Annotated in this window: 11 protein-coding genes and 1 pseudogene; 3 read left to right on the top strand and 9 right to left on the bottom strand. The window is 71.8% G+C overall.

The annotated features are described in order from the left end of the window. Nucleotides 1-66 precede the first annotated feature (66 nt). From OG194_RS41720 to OG194_RS41685, 8 genes are all read right to left on the bottom strand, one after another. The gene (locus OG194_RS41720) at nucleotides 67-1,074 is read right to left on the bottom strand and encodes a beta-ketoacyl-ACP synthase III (RefSeq protein WP_327405904.1); all 1,008 of its coding nucleotides are present in this window, start codon (nucleotides 1,072-1,074) and stop codon (nucleotides 67-69) included. Beyond that, nucleotides 1,071-3,530 carry a cytochrome P450 gene (locus tag OG194_RS41715; protein ID WP_327405903.1) on the bottom strand — a complete coding sequence of 820 codons (2,460 nt, stop codon included), beginning with the start codon at nucleotides 3,528-3,530 and terminating at the stop codon, nucleotides 1,071-1,073. The genes OG194_RS41720 and OG194_RS41715 overlap by 4 nt, the downstream gene beginning before the upstream one ends. After that, nucleotides 3,527-5,077, bottom strand: coding sequence for a condensation domain-containing protein (locus OG194_RS41710; RefSeq protein ID WP_327405902.1), 1,551 nt, complete (start codon nucleotides 5,075-5,077; stop codon nucleotides 3,527-3,529). The genes OG194_RS41715 and OG194_RS41710 overlap by 4 nt, the downstream gene beginning before the upstream one ends. Next, nucleotides 5,074-10,953, bottom strand: coding sequence for a MupA/Atu3671 family FMN-dependent luciferase-like monooxygenase (locus OG194_RS41705; RefSeq protein ID WP_327405901.1), 5,880 nt, complete (start codon nucleotides 10,951-10,953; stop codon nucleotides 5,074-5,076). The genes OG194_RS41710 and OG194_RS41705 overlap by 4 nt, the downstream gene beginning before the upstream one ends. After that, entirely contained in the window at nucleotides 10,950-14,204 is a 3,255-nt protein-coding gene (locus OG194_RS41700) for a type I polyketide synthase (RefSeq protein ID WP_327405900.1), read from the bottom strand. Before OG194_RS41700 ends, OG194_RS41705 begins: the two co-directional genes overlap by 4 nt. Before the next feature lie 7 nt (nucleotides 14,205-14,211). Next, the gene (locus tag OG194_RS41695; protein WP_327405899.1) at nucleotides 14,212-15,471 is read right to left on the bottom strand and encodes an MFS transporter; all 1,260 of its coding nucleotides are present in this window, start codon (nucleotides 15,469-15,471) and stop codon (nucleotides 14,212-14,214) included. 141 nt (nucleotides 15,472-15,612) lie between these two features. Beyond that, nucleotides 15,613-17,934: an ATP-binding protein gene (locus OG194_RS41690; protein ID WP_327405898.1), complete on the bottom strand. Its 2,322-nt coding sequence runs from the start codon at nucleotides 17,932-17,934 to the stop codon at nucleotides 15,613-15,615. Between the two features lie 510 nt (nucleotides 17,935-18,444). Continuing rightward, nucleotides 18,445-20,082, bottom strand: coding sequence for an MFS transporter (locus OG194_RS41685; protein WP_327405897.1), 1,638 nt, complete (start codon nucleotides 20,080-20,082; stop codon nucleotides 18,445-18,447). A 281-nt stretch (nucleotides 20,083-20,363) separates the two neighbouring features. Between OG194_RS41685 and OG194_RS41680 the strand changes: the two are divergent. Beyond that, nucleotides 20,364-20,795: pseudogene (locus tag OG194_RS41680) on the top strand (alpha/beta hydrolase fold domain-containing protein); the annotation flags it as partial. Between the two features lie 63 nt (nucleotides 20,796-20,858). After that, complete coding sequence (locus OG194_RS41675) at nucleotides 20,859-21,599, top strand: maleylpyruvate isomerase family mycothiol-dependent enzyme (protein WP_327405896.1); 741 nt, start codon at nucleotides 20,859-20,861, stop codon at nucleotides 21,597-21,599. A gap of 37 nt (nucleotides 21,600-21,636) precedes the next feature. Here the strand turns inward: OG194_RS41675 and OG194_RS41670 are convergent, their stop codons facing one another. Beyond that, entirely contained in the window at nucleotides 21,637-22,014 is a 378-nt protein-coding gene (locus OG194_RS41670; RefSeq protein WP_327405895.1) for a MarR family winged helix-turn-helix transcriptional regulator, read from the bottom strand. An 87-nt stretch (nucleotides 22,015-22,101) separates the two neighbouring features. On the opposite strand from OG194_RS41670, the gene OG194_RS41665 reads away from it, so the two are divergent. Beyond that, a complete protein-coding gene (locus tag OG194_RS41665) occupies nucleotides 22,102-23,586 on the top strand; it encodes an MFS transporter (protein ID WP_327405894.1) in 1,485 nt (494 codons plus the stop codon). Nucleotides 23,587-23,735 lie beyond the last annotated feature (149 nt).

Here is a 23,735-nt window from a genome sequence, read left to right as displayed (position 1 = left end):
CAAACTCCTTGAGCGGGAGGGGAGTTCGTAGGGCGGGTGCCGTACGAGGGGGTGTGCGGGCGGCTGTCACTCCGCGGTGGTCAGCGCCGGCCAGACGAGCGTGGCCGCGCCCCAGGCGAGTCCGCCGCCGAAGGCGGTGAGCAGGACGCGCTGTCCCGCGACCAGGCCGCCGGACGCGTTCTCCTCGGCGAGGAGCACGGGCACGGAGGCACCGGCCGTGTTGCCCACGCGCTCGATGTTGGAGGCCCGGCGCTCGGGCGGGATGCCGAGTCCGTCGGCCACCGCCGTGACGATCCGGATGTTGGCCTGGTGGGCCACCAGCCGTTCCACGTCGGCGAGTTGCCAGCCCGCGGCCTCGGTCGCGGTGCGGCAGGCGGCGGTCATCCGGCGTACCGCGTGGCGGAAGATCTCCCGGCCCTGCATCCGCAGATAGGGCGCGGCCTCGGAGGTGGAGACCCGGCGGCGGGCGCCTCCGGCGGGCACCTCGGCGAGTTCGCTGTGGCTGCCGTCGCTGCCGAGCACCACGGGTCCGATCGCCCCGGGTTCGCCGGGGTCTCCGGCGCGCAGGACGACGGCTCCGGCGCCGTCGCCGAAGATGGCGGCGGTGGAGCGGTCCCCGGGGTCGATGAGGGTGGTGAAGGCCTCGGCGCCGATGAGCAGGACCCGGTCGGCCGCGCCGGTCGCGATGAGACCGGCGGCGGTGGTCAGGCCGTAGAGGAAACCGGCGCAGACGGCGGAGACGTCGAAGGCCGGCACGGTCCCCAGGCCCAGCCTGGCGGCCACTTGGGGTGCGGTGGCGGGACACAGTTCGTCGGGCGTCGTCGTGGCGAGCACCACGGCGTCGACGGAGTCCTGGCCGGAGGACTTCAGGGCCCGGAGCCCGGCCTCGACGGCGAGGTCGGAGGTCGACACGCCGGGTGAGACCCTGCGGCGGCTCGCGATGCCGGTGCGGCTGCGGATCCACTCGTCGGTGGTGTCGAACCTGGATTCCAGTTCGGCGTTGGTGAGTTCGTCGGGCGGCAGCCAGGAGCCGATGCCGGTGAGGACGGCGGCGCGGGGGGATCGGTACGTCATACGAGGTGGCTCCGTTGACCTGGGGAAGGGGCGGCGGGCACGGCGGTGGGCCGGTGCCAGTCGCGGTGGAAGTGGATCAGCGGCGGTACGTCGGACAGCGCGACGCGTTCCGGACGGCCGATGAGGATGCTGTGGTCGCCGCCGGGCAGCACCTGCCGTCGGGTGCAGGCGAACCGGGCCGACGCGTCCGGCAGTCCGGGCAGGCCGAGTTCCAGGGGGACGAGGACAGCCTCGGCCTCGGCGCGGTCGTGGCTGGCGAAGTCCCGGGCGAGGTGCGCCTGTTGGTGGTCGAGGACGTTGACGAGGAAGCGGTCTGCGGTGGCGAACACGTCGTGCGCGCTGCCGTTCCGGTTGAGGCACACGAGCAGCAGCGGCGGGTCCGCGGACAGGCTGCACACCGCGCTCGCGGTGAACGCCCGCGGCCGGCCGTCACGGTCGACGGTGGTCACGACCGTGACGGGTGCGGCGAGCCGGGCCATGGCCTCCCGGAACACCTCCTGCGGCAGCGGCTCCGTCGCCCGGTCCTCGGCGGCCGCCAGCAGCGCGGAACGGATCCGGTCCACGACGGGCCCGGTGTGGCTGTCCAGGAAGAAGTGACCCGCGCCGGGCAGCTCCAGGTGCGTGACCGGTCCGGTGGTGAGGTCGCCCCACAGCCCGACGTCGTGGGACGAGGTGACGGGGTCGTCGGCTCCGGTGACGACCGTGACCGGGCAGGTGAGCCGGGGCTCGGCGCCGTCGTGCCGGTACTGGCCGTACAGCTCGTAGTCCCCGCGGATGCGTGCGGTGAAGTAGGCCACCGCGTCGTCCTCGGTCAGGAACTCCCGCGGCACTCCCCCGGTGGCGGCGAGTGCGCCCAGGAAGGCCAGGTCGGGGAAGGTGTGGATGGCGGGCCCGCCGTCCTCGCCGTAGCGGCGCTGCGGGGGTCTGCTGGCGGACACGAACACATGCCGGGGCGGGCGCCCCTGCCCGCTCAGGCGGCGGGCGGTCTCGTATCCGAGGAGCCCGCCCAGGCTGTGCCCGTAGATCGCGTACGGCCCGTCGCCCGCCTCCCGTTCGATCAGCGCCGCGATGTCGTCGACGGCCGCGCCGAACGTGTCGTACGGCTGCTCGCGGTGGCGGGTGTCGCGGCCGGCCGGCTGGAACGGGACGACGTCGGTCTCTTCGCCGAGTGCGTCGGCCAGGGGTTGGAAGGCGCGGGCGGAGCCGCCCGCGTGCGGGATACAGAACAGCTTCACGCGGCGGCGCGGGGCGGGCCTCCGTGAGGAGGGCCGGGCGGCGAAGGAGACGGGCAGGCTGCTGTGGCCGTTGAGGAATGTGGAGTAGACGCGGCGGCCGGGACCGTCGAGCCGGATGTCCGGCACGTGGTCGCGGAGGGCGGCCAGGACCGCGCTGATCTCCATGCGTCCGAGTTGTGCGCCGACGCAGAAGTGCGGGCCGAAGCCGAAGGCCACATGGCGGTTGGGCGAGCGGCTCAGGTCGAGGGTGTCGGGGTCGGCGAAGATCTCCTCGTCGCGGTTGGCGGAGGACAGCCACAGGGTGACGATGTCGCCGGCCTTGATGTGCCGGCCGTGCAGGGTGGTGTCGCGGGTGGCGTACCGGCCGGCGTGCATGGCCGGGGTGGCCCAGCGCAGTACCTCTTCGGTGGCGGTGGCCAGTTCCACGTCGCCGCTCTTGAGTGCGCGCCATTGTGCGGGGTGTTCGGCGAGGGCGCGGACGGCCTCGATCATCGTGAGGCGGGCGGTCTCGTCGCCGCCGAGGAGCAGGCTGTAGCAGTTGAGGGCGATGTCCTCGTCGGAGAGCGGCTCGCCGTGGACCTCGCCCACGACCAGTGCGCTGACGGCGTCCTCACCGGGGCGGTCGCGGCGGGTGTGGGCCAGGTCCTGGAAGTAGCGGACGATCTCGCTCCGGGCGAGCCGGGCCCGCAGGTCGGACTCCTGCGGTTCCTCGAAGCCCAGCGACCGCTTCGCCACGTCGAGGAGGAACGGCCGGTCGGCGGCGGGGACGTCGAGGAGGTCGCAGATGGTGTGCAGGGGTATCCGCTCGGCCACCTCGGTGGCGAAGTCGCACTCCCCGAGGGCGGCGGCCTTGCGCACGAGGTCGTGGGCCGTGTCCTCGATGCGGGAGCGGACCCGGCGCAGGGCGCGCGGTGCGAACGAGGCGCTCATGACGGCGCGCAGCGCGGGGTGCCGGGGCGGGTCCGTGACGGGCAGCATCCGGCCGGAGCCGGTGTCGCCGCCCGCGAGGAGGGCGGCGAGCACATTGCCCCGGCCGGAGGCGAAGCCTTCGGTGTCCCGGTGCAGTCGCTGGACGTCGGTGTAGCGGGAGACCACCCAGAACCCGGGGCGGCCGTCCGCCGCGGGCTGCCGGTGCACGGGGTCCTCGTGGCGCAGGCGGCGCCAGAAGGCGGTCATGTCGTGGTCGACGTAGGTCGCCGGGTCGGCGAGGTCGAGGGTCATCGCGCGCCTCCCGGGGCGTTCGTGGTGGGACGCGGGGCCGGTATCGGGGCGTTCGCGGCGAGGCGCGGGACAGGTATCGGGGCGTCCATGTCCTGGGCCGCCTCGACCAGCAGCCGGGTGAACCGGTCGAGCCACAGCTGTCGGGTCCGCGGTCCGGCAAGAGAGCCGGCGATCTCGAATCCGCCACTGATCCGCCCGGAGTCCTTGCGCATGACCATGGCGATGCCGGCGCGGGCACCCGGCAGCGGGCACTCCGCCCACAGCACCGGACCACCGCCCAGGTCGACGCCCAGCCGCATCTCGGGGAGATGGGTCACGACCAACTGGGGGAATTCCTCCGGGACTTCGGGAGCCCACCGGTCGCGCACCGCGTCCAACGAGAGCAGCGGGTACTCAAGGGCCTGCCCCAGGGCGTCCAGGGCACGGCGCGCCAAGTCCGTCCAGCTGTCGCCCTGTTGGGCACGCAGGCGTACCGGCAGGTGCCGGCGGACCAGGCCCACGGTCTCGGCGTACTCCGGCACCCGGCAGGCCGCCGAGACCGCCAGGACGAAGTCGTGCTCGCCGGTGATGTCGGCGACCAGGACGTTCAGGGCCGCCAGCATGACCGAGAACTCGCTGACCCGGGCCCGCCGGACCGCGTCGGTGAAGAGCGCGCTCTCCTGATCGTCCAGGTCGGCGAAGCTGACGTTGTCGATGCTGTCGGGGTCCGCCTCCTGGTCGGGCGGGAAGGCCAACAGTGCGGCCGAGCCCGCGAGTTGGGCCGCGCGGGCGTCGAGGGCGGCGGGCAACTCGGCCCGCGTCCACTGCCGTTCGTGCTCCAGGAAGCCCACGAAGGGCTGTGGCTCGGGGAGTTGGGGTGTCTCGCCGCGTGAGCGGGCCCGGTAGCAGGCGCCCAGTTCGTCGCCGAGGATCTCCAGCGTGACGCCGTCGGCGATCAGGTGGTGGACGGCCAGTGCGAGGACGTCGTCGGGTCCGGTGTCGCCGTCGTGGCGTGCGACGCCGAGGCGCAGCAGTGGTGGGGCGGCGAGGTTCAGCGGCTCGGCGGCGAAGCGCAGGCAGCGGTCGTACAGCCGTCGCGGGTCGGAGGTCTCCCCGGGTTCGACGGCGAGGATCTCGACGCGGCCGGGTGCTTCGGCGTGGATGCTCAACTCCAGCCGCCCGTCGGCGTCTTCGGCGAATCCGGCGCGCAGCGACTCGTGCCGGGCCACGACGTCGTCGACGGCCTGCCGCAGCGCCGGCACGTCGAGGCGGGTCCGGGTGTGCGTGTAGAAGGAGTTCGTCCACACCTCGGGGTGGGCCACGGTCCGTACGGACCGCCACATGCGGGCGTGTTCGGTTCCCGCGGGCACCCTGCGCACCTCGGCGGCCGAAGGGGACGCGAGCCGGCGCAGGATCTCCTCCCGGTGACGGCGGAGTTCACCGAGCACCGGGGCGGGCAGGGCGTCCGCCGGGCCGTCGTAGTGGATGCTGCCGTTGTGCTCCCAGAGGTGTACCCGGGATGCCTCCAGCGTCTCCAGCAGTCGGCCGATGCCGTCGGGCGGGTTCACAGCCGCCCCCTGACCCGGGCCTCGGGGGCGCTCGCGCGCGCTGCCAGCACGGCTGCGGTGTTGCCCTCAAGGGTCGGCGCGTCGAAGAACTCGGACAGGGCGAGCTTGACGCCGAGGCGCCGCTCGATCCTGCCGAGGAGTTTGATCACGCTCAGGGAGTGGCCGCCGAGGTCGAAGAAGGAGGCGTCCTCGGGGATGTCGTCGGTTCCGAGGACTCCGCTCCACTCGGCGCGCACGGCGTCGGCGACCGGGTCCGCCACGGCGGGGGGCGCCGGTTCGGGTGTCGTCTCCTCGGTGTCGGGACGGCGCAGCCGCTTGCCGTTGATGTCGGTGGGCAGCCGGTCGGTGACGGTCCACTCCTCGGGGACCATGGGCCTCGGCAGGGCCCGGGCGAGCTGCTGCCGCCAGCGGCGGACGGCGGCGTTCTCGTCGGTGACGGGTTCCTCGGGGCGGATCCAGGCGACGAGCCTGCCCTGGCCGCTGCCGGGGTCCACGACTCCGGTCACGAGGGCTTCGCGGACGCCGGGCAGCGCGGCTACGGCCCGCGAGACCTCCGCGGGTTCGACGCGGACGCCGCGGATCTGGACCTGGTCGTCGCTCCGGCCGACGAACTCCAGCTGTCCGTCGTGGTTCCAGCGCACGAGGTCGCCGGTGCGGTACCAGCGCCGGCCGTCCGCGTCGGTGCTGAAGCGTTCCGCGGTCAGGGTGGCGGAGCCGTGGTAGCCGCGGGCCACCTGCTCGCCGCCGAGGTGGAGTTCACCGGTGACGCCGGGCGGCAGCAGGCGTCCCCTCGCGTCGAGGACCCGGGTGTGCACGCCGGGCACGGGGTGTCCGATGGGCGGGGTCCCGGGACCTTCCGGTGCCATGGCGCCCCAGGTGCAGAACACGGTGGCCTCGGTCGGGCCGTAGACGTTGAACGCCGTGAACGGTGCCTCCGGGCGCGGCCGGGCGACCACCTGTTCCCCGCCGATGTGCAGGACGCGCAGCGCCGCGTCCTCGGGCCAGGGTTCGGCGAGGACGGCCTCGCCGATCGGTGTCGGGAGGTTGGCGACGGTGATCCCCCGCTCCACGAACCAGCGGGTGAGGGCGGCCGGGTCGAGCCGGGCCTCGTCCGGTACGGCGTACAACCGGGCGCCCGAGGCCAGTGCCGGCCAGATCTCCACGTGCCCGAAGTCGAAGCCGGGGCTGGAGTACCAGGACAGGCGGTCCCGGTCGGTGACGGGCACGTCGGACAGATACCAGGACAGGGTGGCGGCCATGTTGCCGTGCTCCACGGCCACGCCCTTGGGCCTCCCCGTGGAACCGGAGGTGTAGAGGACGTACAGCAGGTCGTCGGCGGCGGGCGTGGGCAGCTCGCCGGGCGGGGTGGCGGGTGCGTCGAGGTCGACGTGGACGCGGGGTACGTCGGGTATCTCGTCGGCGACCGGGTGCGCGGGGTCCTGGCAGACGAGGGCGCGGGGGCGGGCGTCGGCGAGCATGGCCGTCAGCCGGGGGACGGGCTGGGCCGGGTCGAGCGGGAGATAGGCGGCGCCGCTGGTGACGATCCCGACCAGGGCGGCGACGAACTCCGCGCCTTTGGGCAGCGCGACCGCCACGATGTCCCCGGCTCCGATGCCGGCCGCCGTCAGTCGCGCGGTGACCGCGTCGGCCGCGCGGCGCAGTCGCGACCTGGTCCATTCGGTGCCGTCGGCGTCGACGAGGGCGACCTCGTCCACGTCGTCGGGCCGTACGTTCGTCAGGGCTTCGGGGTGCCTGTCCGCCGGGCGGCTCACCTCCCAGGTACGGAGCAGGTCCGTGTCTCCGGCCGTGAGGAGGGGGAGGTCGCCGATGGTCGTCGCCGTGTCGTCGGCGATCGCGGTGAGGACGAGGTGCAGCTGGTCCACGAGACGCTGTGCGGTGGTCCCGTCGTACAGCTCGGTGTCGTACTTGACGCGCAGGTTGAGGCCGTCGCGGTCCTTGGTGACCAGCAGCATGAGTTCGAGCGGTGCGGAGTCTCCGGCGCCGGAGATCGGCTCGGCGCGCAGGCCGGGCAGGTCGATGCCGGGCAGGGCCTCGTTGTCGAAGTCGATGGAGACCGGGGTGAGCGGGCGCGGTGCGCCGGGTTCGGGGTTGATCTCGGCGATGAGTCCGTCGAGGCGTACGTCGGCCCGTTCGCCGGCGTCCAGCAGACAGTCGCGGGCGGCGCGGACCGCGTCGGAGAGGCTGGTGTCGTCGGTGAGGGCGCAGCGCAGCGGCAGCAGCGAGACGAAGAAGCCGACGACGTCCTGGGCCTGTGGGTCGCGCTGCCCGAAGGTCGTGGCGAGGACGAACTCGTCCTGTCCGGAGAAGCGGCGCAGCACGGTCTGCCAGCCGGTGAAGAGGGTGGCGAAGAGGGTGACGCGGTGCCGGCTGCTCCAGGACTGGAGCCGTGCCGTGGTCGCGGTGTCGAAGCGGGCGGTGACGGAGGCGCCCTGTCCCTTGGGGAAGCGGGGGCGCGGCCGGTCGGTGGGCATCCGCAGGACGGGCGGTGTCTCCCCCAGGTGGGCCCGCCACCACGCGAGGTCGTCGGGCCGGTCGACGGCGGACGGCAGGGTGAGGCCGGTGCCCGCCGGTCCGCCGAAGTCGGGGGCGCGGCCGTCGAGTTGGGCCCGGTAGGCCTCCTGGAGATCCCGGGTGACCAGGTCGGCCGAGTGGCTGTCGATGACGATGTGGTGCATCCCGAGGACGAGCAGATGGTCGTCCTCGGCGAGCCGCACGAGTCCGGCGTGGAACAGCGGCCCGTCCGCGAGGTCGTAGCGGTGTTCGTTCTCGGCGCGCAGCGCGGTGCGGATCGCCGCCTCGGGCGACTGGCCGCGGGCGTCGGTGACGGCGAAGTCGACGGGCGCCGGCGCCTTCACCACCTGGCGGAGTGTCTCGCCGGTCTCGTCGTCCGCGTCGACGCGGAAGACCGTGCGCAGTCCGTCGTGCCGGTCGACGGCCCTCTGTACGGCGGCTCGCAGGGCCGTGCGGTCCAGCCGGCCGTGCAGCCGTACGGCCTGGAGTTCGTTGTAGGCGACGTCCCCCGCGAGCCGGGCGGCGAGCCACAGCCGGCGCTGGGCGGCGGTGGCCGGCGCGGTCCGCTCCGCCGCGCTGTCGTCCCACGGCTCCTCGTGGACGGCGTCGTGGACGGCGTCGATGAGGGAGTTCAACCGGTCCGAGGGGCTCTCGGGGGTCGGGGGAACTGTGCCAGACGGGACGTCACCGTGGTAGCGACGACGGAGCGCGTCCAACTGGCCCATTCCTGCGTGCAGTTGGTCGGAGGTCACCCCGAAGTCCACCAGCGCGGCGATCTCGTCGACGCCCGCGGCGCGTACGGCGTCGACGATCGCGGCGCAGCTGTCGGGGGAGCCGATCAGCGCGCGCTCGTCGCAGTACCTCCGGTAGGCGCGGCGGAAGATGTAGTCGAGGTCGTCCTCGCTGGTGGCGGAGACGTCGATGCCGAGCCCGAGGCTGTTGGCGACCTGGCCGGACAGGGCGAGGGAGGACCGCATGTAGCGGGAGAGGGGGTCGAGTGCCTCGTCGCGTGCGGCGGCCGGATCGCTGCCCAGGTAGGTGTGCATCAGCACCACGACCCGGCCGGCGTCGGGGTCGAGGCCGTGTTTCTCGCGGGTCGCGCGGTAGTGCGCCACGTTGTCCGCGAGCTGTTCCACCGACTGGGCCATGAGGTTGGTGAGGATGCCGAGATCTGCCCGGGCCGCCTCCTCGTACGACTCCCGGCGGCCGACGACGGCCATGTACATCGGCGGCTCCGCCTGCACGGGACGCGGGAACAGCCGTACGTCGACCTCCCCGTCACCCGCGGTGCGCCGTACCGTCTCGCCCCGCCACAGCGCCCGGATCTGTTCCAGGTGGGTCCGGGTCACCTCCTTGTGGCGGCCGAAGGTGTCCGGGTAGAAGACGAAGTCCCGCGAGTTCCAGCCGCTCGCACAGCCCAGGCCGACGCGTCCGCCGGACAGGTTGTCGACCATGGACCATTCCTCGGCGACCCGGACCGGATCGTGCAACGGCAGCACGACGGAACCCGAGTTGATCCGGATCCGGTCGGTCTCGCGGGCGATGGCCGCGGCCAGCACGGCGGGGTTCGGGAAGAGGCCGCCGAAGGAGTGGAAGTGCCTTTCGGGCAGCCACACACCGTGGAATCCGTGCTCGTCGGCGTACTTGGCGCTGTCGATGAGGGTCCCGTACCGGTCCTTCTGCCCGGCGCCGTCCTCGGGGTAGTCGCCGAAGAAGGAGAGGCTGAAGGCGGGAGCGGGACGCGTGACGGGCGGGGCTGCCTTGGGTGCGGCAGAAGCCGTCGGTGCCGTCCGCCGGGGGAAGAAGCCGCCCTGCCGCAGCTCGCGCAGCGAGTCCCGGACCGTGTCGGTGATGAACTCGACGTCCGTGTCGGTGTGCGCGGTGGACAGGAAGAAGCTGCGCCACTCCCAGACGTACAGCCCCTTGAGGACCATGTGGTGGTAAAGGAGGTCCATGTCGGCCCGGTGGTCGAACTTGAACATCGACCCGAAGTGCTTGAGCCGGAGCGGGAACTCCTCCTCATCGAAGAACCCGTTGAGCGTGCCGGCCAGGTGGTCGGTGCGGGCGTTGAGCCGGTCCTGGAGCGTGGGGCTGTGTTCCTTCAGGTGGGTGAGCACCGCCTTGGCGGCGGTCATCGCGAGGGGGTGCTGGATGTACGTCCCGCCGAAGAAGGTGGTGTCGTGGCCCGGGCCGCTGTCGTCGCCGTAGCTCCAGAACCCGCCGTCGATGCCGTCCATGATGTCCGCGCGGCCCGCGATCGCGCCGATCGGGTAGCCGCCGCCAATGGCCTTGCCGTACGTGGCCAGGTCGGGCTGGACGCCGTAGAGGCCCTGGGCTCCTCGTACGTGCGGGCGGAAGCCGGTGAGCATCTCGTCGAAGAACAGGACGATGCCGTGCCGGCGGGTGACCTCGCGCAGCTTGCGGACGAACTCGGCCGGTCGCAGGCTCGGGTTGCGGCTCTGGACCGGTTCGACGACGACCGCGGCGATGGTGTCGCCCAGGGCGTCGATGGCGTCGAGGCTCGCGGGGTCGCCGTACGGCAGGACGGTGAGGTCGTCGACCGCGCCCTGCGGGATGCCGTGGGAGACGGGCACGGTCCGGTGTCCGTCACCGCCCATGGCCCGGCCGAGGACGTTGTCGGCGTGGCCGTGGTAGGCGCCCGTGAAGGAGACGATGCGGTTGCGGCCGGTCGCGGCGCGGGCGAGCCGGATGGCCGCGGAGTTCGCCTCGGTGCCGGAGTTGGCGAACGCGACCCGCTCGAAGCCCGTCAACTCGCTGAGGAGTTCGGCCGCTTCGCCGGTCTCGGGACTGCGCGGGCCGAGCCGGAGGCCACGGCCGAGGTGTTCGCGGACGGCCTCGGTGACGAACTCGGGCTCGTGGCCGAAGAGCAGGACACCGAAGCCCATGGTGATGTCGACGTACCGGTTGCCGTCGATGTCCTCCAGCCACGAACCGGAGGCCCGTCGGGCGGCGAGCGGGTACTGCATCTCCTTGCTGCCCTTGCGGAACCCGACCGCCGCACGGCTGTCGGCCAGCACCTTCCGGTGGCGCTGGGTCAGTTCCTTCGAGGACCGGGTCCTACGGGTGTAGCGCTCGACGAGGTCCGCCACATGCGCCCGCTGCGCCTCGCTGGTCGATCCCGCGGCCATCCCGGACGCGGCGGAGACGGCCACGCGGGGGCCGTGCACGGCGGGTGCGGGCGAGGTCGGTGGAGCAGGCCGCGCGGACGCCGGCGGCGCCGGCACCCCTGATCCCCCGGCGATCAGGGCGAGTTGGTGGGCGAGGCGGTCCACCGCGGAGGGCGGCTCGGCGGACGGTGACACCGGCCCGCTCCCCGCGCTCACGCCTCCGCTCCCTTCCGGCCGGCCAGCGCGGTGAGCTGCGCCAGGATCTGGAGCTGCCCTTCCGCGATCACCTGAACCTGCCGGGCGAGCAGAGCCACGGTCTCCCGACTGGCGTATCCGGGCTCCGCGTCGACGGGCTCGGGCGTATCAACGGGTGCTTCCGGCAAGGGGGTTGGAGCAAGTGTCGGTGCCGCGGGTGTCTCGGTCGCGCCGGACGCGGGGCCCATCCGCTCCGCCACCAGCGCCGCCAGCGACTCCGGCGTCGACGCCTCCTCGAACAGCTCCCGCATCGACACCCGAACCCCCAGCCCCTCCTCCAACTCCCGCAGCAGACTCACCATCTGGAAGGAATCCGCGCCCAGATCCACGAACGCCCGGTCCCCCACCACCTCCGGCACCGCACACCCCAGATGCCGCGCGGCCAATTCCGTCACACGGGCCAGCACCGACTCGGTCATGTCGTTCTCCTTGCTCGGCGGGCTGTCGCCCGAGGTGTTCGATGAGTGGGCCGACGGGATGTCGTCCGTCGGGTTGCGCGGCGCCGGGTCCCGCGCGAGCGGCACCACGAGGGCGGGTCCCGACCAGTGCCGGGCCCGTTGGAAGGGGTAGCGGGGCAGGGGGATCCGTCGGCCGCCCGTGCCCTCCAGGACGTGGTTCCAGTCGACGGGCAGGCCGTGGCAGTACAGGTCTGCCAACGCGGCCCACAGCGACGGCAGTTCGGTGCCGCGCCGGTGAGCCGCCACGGCGACGATGCCGGGCCGCGAGCGCCGCACCATGCCGGTGAGACCACTGCCGGGGCCCACCTCCAGTACTGCGGTGTGGGCGTCTGCGGCCAGGCGCTCAAGTACCGCGTCGAAGCGGACGGGTTCACGGGCCTGCCGTACGAGGTAGTCCGCGTCCGGCACCCAGCCCTCGGCCCGCAGGATGCCGTCGACGCTGCTGACGAACGGGGTGGTGAGCGGAGTGAAGGTCACCGTGCCCAGCGCGTCGCGCAGTTCGTCGAGGACCGGGTCGAGCGCGGTGGTGTGGAAGGCGCGGTCCACCGGGAGCCGGCGCACGCCGACACCGTTGGCTTCGAGGAGACGGCAGCCCTCCTCGACGGCCGGCGTCGGCCCGGCGAGCACGTGGTTGCCGGTGCCGTTGACGGCCGCGAGTTCGAGGCCCGGCACCTTGGTGAGGAGCTCGTCGATCTGCTCGCGGTCCGCCAGTGCCGCCAACATCCCACCGGGGCTGGTGCGTTGCCGCATCATGCGGCCGCGCAAGGTGGTCAGCCGTATGCCGTCGGCGAGCGAGAACGCTCCGGCGGCGCACAGGGCCGCGTACTCGCCGACGCTGTGTCCCGCGGTCACGGCCGGGACGACGCCGAAGTGCTCCCACAGCCGGGTCAGCCCCAACTGGAAGGCGAACAGGGCCGGTTGGGCTGTCTCCGTCTCCCAGAGGTGACCCGGCGCGACAGGGCCCGGATCGAGCAGCGGCCCCAACAGGCCCGCGCCGCCTGCCTCCTTGTGGAGGTGCTCGCACTCGTCGAGCACCTCTCGTACGACGCGGAAGCGGTCGTAGAGATGCCGTGCCATGCCGGGGTACGGGCTGCCCTGGCCGCTGAAGAGCATCGCGAGGGTGGCCGTTCCCCGGGAGATCTCACCGGTGGCGTAGGGCACCGGCGGGGCCGTGGTGTCCGTACGGGTGAGGAAGGCGTCCAGTGAATCGGCCAGTTCCCGTGGGGTGTTGCCGAGGGCGACGAGGCGGTGGCGCAGATGGCGCCTGCCGGTGAGGGCGGTCGTGAGGACGTTCTCGACGGGGGCGGGCGGGGTGCCGCGCAGCCTGTCGCGCCATGAACGGGCGTACTCCTCCAGCGCGTTGCCGTCGCGGGCGGACACCGCGAGCAGGCCCGGTGGCGGGACCGACGAGGTTCTGGGGCGGGGGTCCGGTGCCTCCTCCAGCACGATGTGGACGTTGGTGCCGCCGACGGCGAGCGAGTGGACACCGGCGCGGCGGGGTTCGGGGCCCCGGGGCCACGGCCGGGGGCTGTCGGGCAGGTGGAAGGGGCTGCCGTCGATGTCCAGGAGAGGGTTGGGCCGGGTGAAGCCGGCGAGCGGCGGGATCTCTCCGTGCTTGAGGACCAGCACGGCCTTGACGAGACCGCCGAGCCCGGCGCAGACGTCCAGGTGGCCGATGCTGGACTTGACCGCGCCCAGTGCGCAGAACCCCACCTCGTCGGTGGACCGGCGGAACGCGGCGGAGAGGCCGGCGAACTCGATCGGGTCGCCCTTGTAGGTGCCGGTGCCGTGGGCTTCCAGATAGCCGATGCTGTCCGCCGTGACGCCGGCCGTCTCCAGCGCACGGAGCACCGCGTCCCGCTGGCCGGCGGCACTGGGGGCGAGGTAACTGTCCTTCTGGGCGCCGTCGTTGGTGATCCCGATGCCACGGATGACCGCGTGGACGGTGTCGCCGTCGGCGAGGGCGCGGTCCAGGGGCTTGAGCAGGACGGCGGCCACTCCGCTGCCGCCCACGGTGCCGTCGGCGTCGGCGTCGAAGGCCCGGCACCGGCCACTGGCCGAGAGCACCGAGCCGTTGATCCTGCGGTAGCCGGAGACCTGGGGCAGGTGCACGGCCGAGGCACCGGCCAGCGCCAGGTCCGCGTCACCGGCCCGCAGCGCCTGGCAGGCCTGGTGCACGGCGACCAGCGCGCTGGAGCAGGCCGTCTGGACGGAGACCGCCGGGCCGGTCAGGTCGAGCAGATAGGCGACCCGGGTGGCGAGGAAGTCCGCCGAGGTGCCGAGCGCCGGCCGGGCCGCGGTGGCCCAGTCGCGCACGTCCCATCCGACCTCGGCGAGGTTGTTCAGCAGGTAGGTGTTGAGGGGGTGGAGCTGGTATCCGGCGCTGGCGAAGACCCCGACCCGCAGGTCCGGGGCCGCTGCCGCGTATCCCCCGTCCTCCAGGGCGTGGTAGGCGCATTCGAGGAACAGGCGCTGCTGGGGGTCCATCGACGCGGCCTCACGGCCGTTGACGCCGAAGAAGGGGGCGTCGAAGGCGCTGACGTCGCCCAAGGTGCCGGCGGCCGCCACGAACTCCTTGGCCGTGCGCTCCTGTTGGGGGATCCCGGCGGCGTCGAGTTCCTCGTCGGTGAATCCGCGGACGGCCGTTCGCCCCGACTTCACCAGGTCCCAGAAGGTCTCCTCGGAGTCCGCTCCCGGGAACCGGAACGACATGCCGATGACGGCGATGTGCCCTTCGGTGGATCGTGCGGTCACGACCGGATCACCTGACTTCTTCGACGGGAGGGATTGCGGAGGCGCGGGATCGTCGTAGGGACGCGGAGTCGGGACGTCTCCCGGCGCGGACCAGCCGGGCGAGGAAGGCCAGCGCCATGACGATCGCGGTCCCGTGTGCCGCGGCGACGACGTCGAGCGGCGGGAGGAATTCGAGCGCGGCCGAGGTGAGCACCATGCCGACGCCGACCCCGAGGTTCTCGACGGTCGCCGAGAAGCCGAAGACGTAGCCCCGCCGGTCGTCGGGCACGCTCTGGAGCCGCGAGATGTACGACACCTCGGTGAAGCCGTCGGCCGCGCCGGCCACGAGGGCGGTCACCGCGGTGACCGCCGGGGGAAACCCGCAGAAGGCCAGGATGAAGGCCGCCGACATGAGGCAGGTCCCGAGCGCGAAGGCCCGCTCCTCGAACGTCCGGCCCGTCCGCCGGCTGTATCGGGAGAGGAACTGCTGGAAGGCGATGTTGCCGATGGCCCACAGCACCCAGAACCCGCTCATGAAGGCGGCGGGGTGGTGCGGGTCGAGCATGCTCGAATAGACGGGGAGCGCCACGTTGTGCGACGACGAGCCGAGGCCGTCGATCGCCCTGATGGCGATCATGGGCAGCAGGACCGGCGCGGCCCACAGGAAACGCACTGCGGTGCGCTGGGCGGCGACGAACGACTCGGGGGCGTCCTCCTCCGCCTGCGCGTCCGTCTTCGGTCCGGTGATCGGGAGGGCCGTGAGGATCGCCGCCGAGACGACGAACGAGGCCGCGTCGACGATGAACGCCGTACGGTACCCGGCCCAGCCCAGGACGACTCCGGCGGACGCGAAGCCGAGCACCATGGCCAGTGAACGGCCCGTGACGAGAAGGCTGTTGGCGCGGGCCCGGAGATCCTGTCCGACGATGTCCGGGACGATCGCCCGGAGGAACACCTGGGAGATCGTGCCGCCCACGCCGGTGACGACGGCCAGGCCGTAGAGGATCTCCTTCCGCGCACCCGACGGAGCGGCGATCAGAACGGCCAGGGCGACGGCCTGGCTCACCTCGGCGGTGACCATGACGAGCTTTCGCCGGCGGTGGTGCACGAGGCGTCCCGCCATGAATCCCGTGAGGAATCCGGCGGCGAGCCGGACCGCGAGAAGAAGTCCGGAGAACAGCGCGCTCTTGGTGAGCTCGTACGCGAACAGGTTCAGCGCGAGCATATTGAGATAGCTGCCGTAAGCCGATATCGCGTTCCCGAAGACCAGGAAGCGGAAATACTTCACGCGTCAACCCCGTTCCCATAAACGGACCGGATCACCCCCGACCACCTGGAACGATCATGGAAGGTCGAGGCAACGCGTTGTATCCGTAGTAATACCCACGGCCGATTTTCGTAACGTAACGAGGTCCGTCGGCGGCCCGGGTCAGGCCGTCCTCTCCTGCGCCCAGACCCCGATCTGCACCCTGGTGTACAGCCCGGTCTTCTTGCGGATGTTGTCCAGGTGGGTTTCCACGGTCCGGATCGACACCCCCATCCGCCGGGCCATCTGATAGTTCGTCATGCCGTCCGCGAGCATGGCGACGGCCTGGCGCTCCCGCTCGGTCAGCCTCGCCGACGCCCCCGCGCCAGGCCCCGAGGTGAGTCGGTCCTCGTCGCCCTGGAACCACGAGCTCAGTCCCTGCACGGTGAGTTCCGACGCCAGCCGGCGCGCGCGGAGCACCTGCGCCGCGGTGCACTCGGGGAGGGATGCGGCGAGGGCGGCCTCGAACCTGTTCCGCCACCATCGCTCGGCGCGCGGTTCCGTCGTCGCGCACCAGCTCTTCAGCAGCTCCGCCAGCAGCACCGTCCGGAAGTGCCGCCCCCGCATCGTCGACACGATGGCGAGCCCGTGCACCAGCCACACCCTGCGCAGATGGTCCGCGTTCCTGGTCAGCGCGTCGAGGAGAAGGCGCTCGGCCCGGGCCGCGTCGTCGCGCGCGATGGCTATCTGGGCGGTGAGCAGGTCCGCTCGCTCCCTGTTGTACGCCGGAATGTCGAAGGGAATTCCACCGGCCCGCGCCCGGTATTCCTGAAGAAGCCCTTCGGCCTCGGTGTCGTCGCCCAGATATATGTGGATCTCGACGAGGCAGAGAGCGGCCTGGTTCCACACCGCGGGGTCTTCGACGGCGGACAGCGCGCGGAGCGCCTCGGCGCACAGGGCCGCACCCGGTGCCCGCTCCTCCAGTTCGAGATGGCAGGCGGCCGCCAGGGCCAGCGCGAGGATGAGCCGGGCCGGACGGTGAAGCGGCCTTTCCATCCTGGCCGCCTCCGACGACCGCTCCAGGGCGGTCCGGTAGTCGCCCTCGCCGAACGCGTGCCATGCCGCGAACCATTCGAGGGAGGCCCGATGCCCGTTCTCCGGGCCCGGTACGGCCAGCGCGCGGCACAGGACACGACGGGCCCCGACCGGATCGCCCTGTTCCAGCAGCGACCGGGCCAGTGCGGGCGCGAGGGCATGCCCCCGGCTGTCGCCGCGTTCCGACGTCCACTCCAGCGCCCGGTGGAGCGCTTCCACCTCACGGCAGACCGGGGCCACTTCAGCGGCGGGGGGAACACTCGGGCCGTGGAACGGCTCCGTGATCTCCGTCAGCCACTCCACGAGCCTGTCGTGCGTCCGGTCGAACTCCCCGGCCCGCATGAGGCGTTGAAGCTCGTACTTCCTGAGGGGCGCGGCCTGCCGGAACCGCCTCCCCTGTCCCGGTCCCTGGTCGACGCCTCTCAGCAGACAGCGGGACTCCAGCCGCAGCAAGGTCTCCAGCACGGCAGCGGGCCCTTCCCCCTCGTCCGCGCACACCGCGGTCGCCGCCTCGATGCCGAACTCCCCTGGAAACACGGCCAGTCGACGGCTGAAACGGCGGTCGCGGTCACCGAGGAGGGAGTGGCTCCCCCCGATGACGGAGGAGAAGGTCCGTCCGTCCGCCAGACCCGCCTCGCCGAGCAGGAACGTCAGCGGATCCGCCAGCGCCACCCGGATGTCCTCGATGCACAGCAGCCGTACCCAGCGCGCCGCCATCTCCAGACCGAGCGGAATCCCTTCCAGGCTGCGGCAGACGTCGACCACGCCGGCGAGGTTGTCCTGCCCGAGCCTGAAGTGCCGGTCCACGGCGCGGGCCCGCTCGACGAAGAGCAGCACCGCGTCCGACCGCAGCAGCACGGACGCGATGTGCGGCGCCCCGTCCTCCGGAAGGGGCAGCGCGTCGACCCGGAGCACGGACTCCTCCGGAACGGAGAGCGACTCCCGGGAGGTGACGAGGAAGGACAGTCCCGGGAACTCGGGAAGGAGCTTCTCGATCAGCCGGGAGCAGACGTCGATCCGGTGGTCGCAACCGTCCAGATGGGCCAGGACCCGCCGCCGCGGCTCCGGCGGAGTTCCGTCGCCGACGGCCCGCACGCGTCCCGACCGTCCCGGTGCGAAGGCGGCATGGAGAGCGGACAGGAAGGCGGACCCCGGAGCGAGGTCCTCGTCGCCCGCCGTCTCCACGTCGAGACTGTGCACCTCCGTGAACCGCGCCCCCGCGCCCTTGACGTACTCAAGGGCGAGCCTGGTCTTCCCGATTCCTGCCTGGCCGGTCAGCGTGACCACCTTGGCCCGGGCGAACAGTTCGTCGATCTCCGACAGTTCTCGCCGACGCCCCACGAAGGCATCGGTACGGCGTTGGAGGGGCCCGGCCGTCGCGACCGCCCGGCCCGGACGTGGTTGCCCCACGCCCAGCGCCTTACGACGACGGTACGCCCGCTGTCGGCACGCATTCGAGCAGTACCGCGTCGGCCGCCCTTTGGAATACCCAGCGGCGCCCATATACGCGCCGCATTCGAGGCATTCGCAGACGCTCTTCATGGTGCAACCCCTCGCAGGCTCCGTCATCTGCAGTGATCATGCACACCGCCCGACAGAGCCATGCACGGGAAAATCACGCGCACGATCAAAACAACGACAAAGAATCACGGAAAGCTGTCAACTCCCTGTCCCCCGGCTTTGCTTGAACGAAATTCCATTTCTGCAAAAAGGGGCCTGCGGAAACACACCCGTCACTTCGCGGCGAGTTCGCCGTCCCCAGTTTTCGCCGTCACCAGTTTTCGAAGGCACCCCGCGCAAGACACCGGGCGGATGGGGCCGACACGGCCGTACCGTCGGCCAACGGGACCTACGGCAAGGGCAGTCGCCCCTCGGCGTCCCGCACCGAAAGACAACTGCCCCTCATACAGCAGCCGTTTCTCAGCCGCCCTCACCAACACCCGCCGCCCCGGCGGCAGGATGCGTGGCCGCGACAGCCTCCCCCTCGCCGTGCGGCGCGCGGGCACGGATGCCGATCGTGAGGAAGGCGACGGCCGCGGCGATCAGCATGCCGATGCCGCCGACCAGGGCGCAGGTGTGCAGCGCGTCCGTGAAGCTCGCCCCGTAGGCGGCCAGGGCCCGGCCCGTCGCCTCGCCGGTGTTCAGGTGCAGGAACGCGCCCGCCTGGATGCCGGCGCCGTCGACCATGCCGATGACCTGGCCCTGGTCGGCAGGGTCGAGGCCGGACGCGGCGACGTGGGCGGGCAGGGTGCCGAGGGTGCGGTGGGTGAGGACGACGCCGAAGATGGCGGGGCCCAGGGCGCTGCCGATCTGCCGGAGGGCGCTGTTGGCGGCACCGGCGGTGCTGCCCAGCCGGCGCGGCAGACTGTTCATGGCGATGGTGGTGATGGGGGCCATCGCCAGCGCGATGCCGATGCCCAACACCGCGATGACGAGGGCCGCTTCGCCGGTTCCGGTGGTGGCGTCGAAGAGGCTGACCAGGAGCGCCCCGATGCCGCCGACGAGCAGTCCGGTCACCAGCACGAGGCCGGGCGAGAACCGGTGCATGAGCCGGCCGACCACCGGGCCGAGGACGACGGTGAAGCCGTTGAGCGCGATCAGGCGCACCCCGATGTCCCACGTCGAGGCGTGATGGACGAGCCCGAAGTACTCGCTGAGCGAGAAGACCAGCCCGACCTGGGCGAACAGGGTGAGCGCCATGACGAACGCGGCCCCGGAGAACGCCGGGGACGTGAAGAGCCGCATGTCCAACATCGGGCAGCGCGACCGCAGTTCGACCAGGACGAAGGCCGGCAGGGCGAGCGCCGCCACGACGAACGCGGTGACGACCTCGGCCGAACCCCAGCCCGGGGCGCCGCCGCCCTCGATGACGCCGTAGACGATGGCGGTGACGGCGACGACGGCCAGGAGTTGGCCGGGGATGTCGAGGTGGCGTTCGCGGTCCGAGCGGGAGTCGGTCAGGGCGAAGGCGCCGACCAGGACCGTGACGGCGCCGACGGCCAGGGTGGGCAGGAAGATCCAGCGCCAGCTCGCGTGCTCCACGATCAGGCCGTTGAAGAGGGGGCCGAGGGTCAGGCCGAGGCCGAGGGCGGCCGTCCACAGGGCTATCGCGGCGCCCCGTTTGCGGTGGTCGGGGCAGACGTGGCTGATCAGGCCGAGGGTCGCGGGAAGCAGGGCGGCGGTGCCGACGCCGGTGAGCGCCTGGCCGACGCAGACCTGGACGACGCCGTGCGCGGTGAGGGCGACGAGACAGCCGAGACAGGACAGCGTCAGGCCGATCAGGTACATCTTCTTGCGGCCGTAGAGGTCGCCGACGACACCGCAGGTCAGGAGCAGGGCGGCGGTCGGCAGGATGAACGCGTCGGTGATCCACTGGAGCCCGGTGGTGGACGCGTCGAGCGCCTGCTGGATCACCGGGAGCGCGACCGACACCCCGACGACCGGCAGGTAGGAGACGAAGACCCCCACGCAGGCCAGGGCGATGGTGGCGGTGACGTTCCGGGACGGGGCCTCCGGCTGGGGGGCCGGCGGTGAGACTTCGGACACCTGGGTCGGCATGGCACCTCGCGCTTGATCGGCTCGAATCTCCATTGACGTAAGCCATTTCTTCTCGGGAAATCGCTTCGGACCGTATACGGGGACCCGGTCCAGGAGATGCCGTTGGACCTGCAAGCTAAGGTGAACAGCCGCGACGACAGGACGTCTCGTCGAGCGGGAACGCGCAGCTGGCGGGCGGTTCAGCCCGCGGCGACGTTGGCGGTGATCAGCCGGAGAAGCCGCTTGGCCAGGGCGTCCTGATCGGGCGTCAGGCCCATGGCGTCACCGATGGCGAGGGGCACGGCGGCGGCCCGCTGCTCCAGCAGGTGTTGTTCTACCCGGTCACCGACGCGAACTTCGACACCGGTTCCTACGACCGGTTCGCCACCGGCTACTTCCTGCGCCGCGACGGCATGCAGTGGTTCTGGGACCAGTACACGACCGACGAGGCCGAGCGCGCCCAGATCACGGCCTCCCCGCTGCGGGCAACCACCGAGCAGCTCACCGGGCTGCCCCCGGCCCTCGTCATCACCGGCGAGGCCGACGTCCTGCGCGACGAGGGCGAGGCGTACGCCGACAGGCTCCGCGAGGCCGGAGTCCCCGTCACCGCCGTCCGTTTCCAGGGGGTCATCCACGACTTCGTGATGCTCAATGCCCTGCGCGAGACGCACGCCGCCGAGGCCGCGATCACGATGGCCGTCACCGTCCTGCGCAAGGCGCTCGCCTCCGCCTGACGCACGCGCCGCCCTCTCTCGCTGACGCGCGCACCATCCTTGCGATACGGCACACTCGGCCGCATGGACACCGATGCGTTCGTACGGACCCTGGACCGGGAGGGCGGCCTGCTGGCCTCGGCCGCGGAGGCGGCGGGCGTCGACGCCGAGGTGCCGCCCTGTCCGGGGTGGCAGGTGCGGGATCTGCTGCGGCACACGGGGGTGGTGCATCGCTGGGCGACCGCGTTCGTCGCCGATGGGCACACCGCGTACCACCCCGACGGCGGCCTCCCGGACCTGGACGGCGCCGAGTTGGTGGCCTGGTTCCGGGCGGGGCACCGCTCCCTCGTGGACACCCTCTCCGCCGCCCCGCCCGACGTGGAGTGCTGGCAGTTCTTCGCGGCGCCGTCACCGCTCGCGTTCTGGGCACGGCGGCAGGCGCACGAGACGACCGTGCACCGGATGGACGCCGAGGCGGCGCGCGGCGGAACGGCCGGCGAGATCGCCCCGGACTTCGCGGCCGACGGCATCGACGAGTTGCTGCGCGGCTTCCATGGCCGCAGCAAGAGCAGGGTCCGCAGCGAGAAGCCCCGGGTGCTGCGGGTGCGCGCGACGGACGCGGACGACGCCGTGTGGACCGTACGGCTGTCCCAGGAACCGCCCGCCGCCGAGCGGGACGGCACCGGGGTCGCCGACTGCGAACTGGCCGGTCCTGCCGGGCAGTTGTACCGGGCGCTGTGGAACCGGGGGCCGTTCCCGAGCGTGACCGGTGACGTGTCGGTCGCAGGGCTGTGGCGGGAGAAGTCCGCCGTAACGTGGAGCTAGAGGATCCGGAGCTGACGGATCTGGAGCTGACGATGCGTCAGCTGGTCAGCATCTTCGTCAACACCGCGCGCTGCAACGGGAGTACCTCACCGTGCAGCGTCCGCCCCTTGTCCGTGAGGGTCACACGGACGCCCCGCCGGTCCTCCGCGCACATGCCGCGCTCGACGAGGCCGTCCTTCTCCAGCCGGGCGATCAGGCGGGACAGGGCGCTCTGACTGAGGTGGACACGCTCGGAGATCTCCTGGACGCGAAACGCGTCGCAGTCGCCGGACAGTACGTCCAACACCTCGAAGTCGCTGCCGCACAGGCCGTGTTGATGCAGAGCCCGGTCGAGTTCGCACTGCGTGCGGGCATGCAGCGCCAGCATCTCCCGCCATTGGTCCACGAGCGCCTGTTCGGCCTTCTTCGCCGCCATGACAGCGCACCGTAGCAGAGAAACGAGTTTGTTGCATCGGAATTAAATGCGTTCGCATTCAATGCATGCGCATGTATTGTCTGCGGCATGACCTCTCCGCTCTCCCCTCCCGCGGCCCCGTCCTCGGCGGTCCGCTGGACCCCACGGCTGTGGGGCACCCTGCTGGTGCTCTGCGCCGCGATGTTCCTGGACGCGCTCGACGTGTCGATGGTCGGCGTCGCCCTGCCCTCCATCGGCTCCGAACTCGACCTCTCCACCTCGACGCTCCAATGGATCGTCAGCGGCTACATCCTGGGATACGGCGGCCTGCTCCTCCTCGGCGGCCGCACCGCCGACCTGCTCGGCCGACGCCAGGTCTTCCTGGTCGCCCTGGGTGTCTTCGCGGTGGCCTCGCTGCTCGGCGGGCTCGTCGACTCGGGCCCGCTGCTGATCGCCAGCCGTTTCATCAAGGGCCTCAGCGCGGCCTTCACCGCACCGGCCGGCCTGTCGATCATCACGACGACGTTCCCCGAGGGCCCGCTGCGCAACCGCGCCCTGTCCATCTACACCACCTGCGCGGCCACCGGTTTCTCGATGGGCCTGGTCCTCTCCGGCCTGCTCACGGAGGCCAGTTGGCGCCTCACCATGCTGCTCCCCGCGCCGATCGCCCTGCTCGCCCTCCTCGCCGGTCTCAAGCTGCTGCCGCGCAGCGAACGCGAGAAGGACCACAACGGCTACGACATCCCGGGCGCCGTCCTCGGCACCGCCTCGATGCTGCTGCTGGTGTTCACCGTCGTACAGGCACCGGAAGTCGGCTGGACGTCGGCCCGAACTCTCCTGTCTTTCCTGGCAGTTGCCGTCATGCTGACCGTCTTCGTGTACGTCGAGCGGCGCTCCGCGGGGCCGTTGATCCGGCTCGGGGTGCTGCGCTCTGGCAACCAGATCCGCGCCCAGCTCGGCGCGATGGCCCTCTTCGGGTCGTACGTCGGCTTCCAGTTCCTGGTCACGTTGTACATGCAACAGCTGCTCGGCTGGTCGGCGTTGCACACGGCTCTCGCCTTCCTGCCGGCCGGGGCGCTGGTGGCGGCGTCCTCGACGAAGATGGGGGCGATCGTCGACCGGTTCGGCACCCAGCGGCTGATCGTGGTGGGCTTCGCGCTGATGGTCGTGGGGTACGCCCTGTTCCTGCGGGTCAGCGTCGACCCCGTGTACGCGTCTGTCATCCTGCCGTCGATGCTGCTGATCGGAGCGTCCTTCGCGCTGGTCTTCCCCTCGCTCAACATCCAGGCCACCAACGGGGTCGACGACCATGAACAGGGCATGGTCTCCGGGCTGTTGAACACCTCGGTGCAGGTGGGCGGCGCGATCTTCCTGGCCGTCGTCACGGCCGTGGTCACCGCGCACGCGCCCGCGCATGCCACTCCGCAGGCGGTGCTGGACAGCTACCGGCCGGGGTTGGTGGTGGTGACGTTCATCGCGCTGGCCGGGTTGCTGATCACGCTGCCGGGGTTGCGTACCCGGCGTGCCCAACAGTCCATCGTCGTGGCCAAGTCCACAGTGACGGAGGCGGAGCGCGTGGCGGTCAACGACTAGGCGCGTCGGATTTCGTCCGCGGGTCCGTCGTGGCTGGTCGCGCAGTTCCCCGCGCCCCTTCAGGGTGCGATCGACACCAGGCCGACTTACAAGGACCGTGCGCCCGGCGGAGCCGATTGCTCCGTCGGGCGCACCCGTGTGAGACTTTC

The sequence above is a fragment of the Streptomyces sp. NBC_01288 genome (genome assembly GCF_035982055.1).
Classification (GTDB): Bacteria; Actinomycetota; Actinomycetes; order Streptomycetales; family Streptomycetaceae; genus Streptomyces.
Note: the sequence above shows the minus strand (reverse complement) of the source record. Positions and strands in the feature narration are given on the sequence as shown.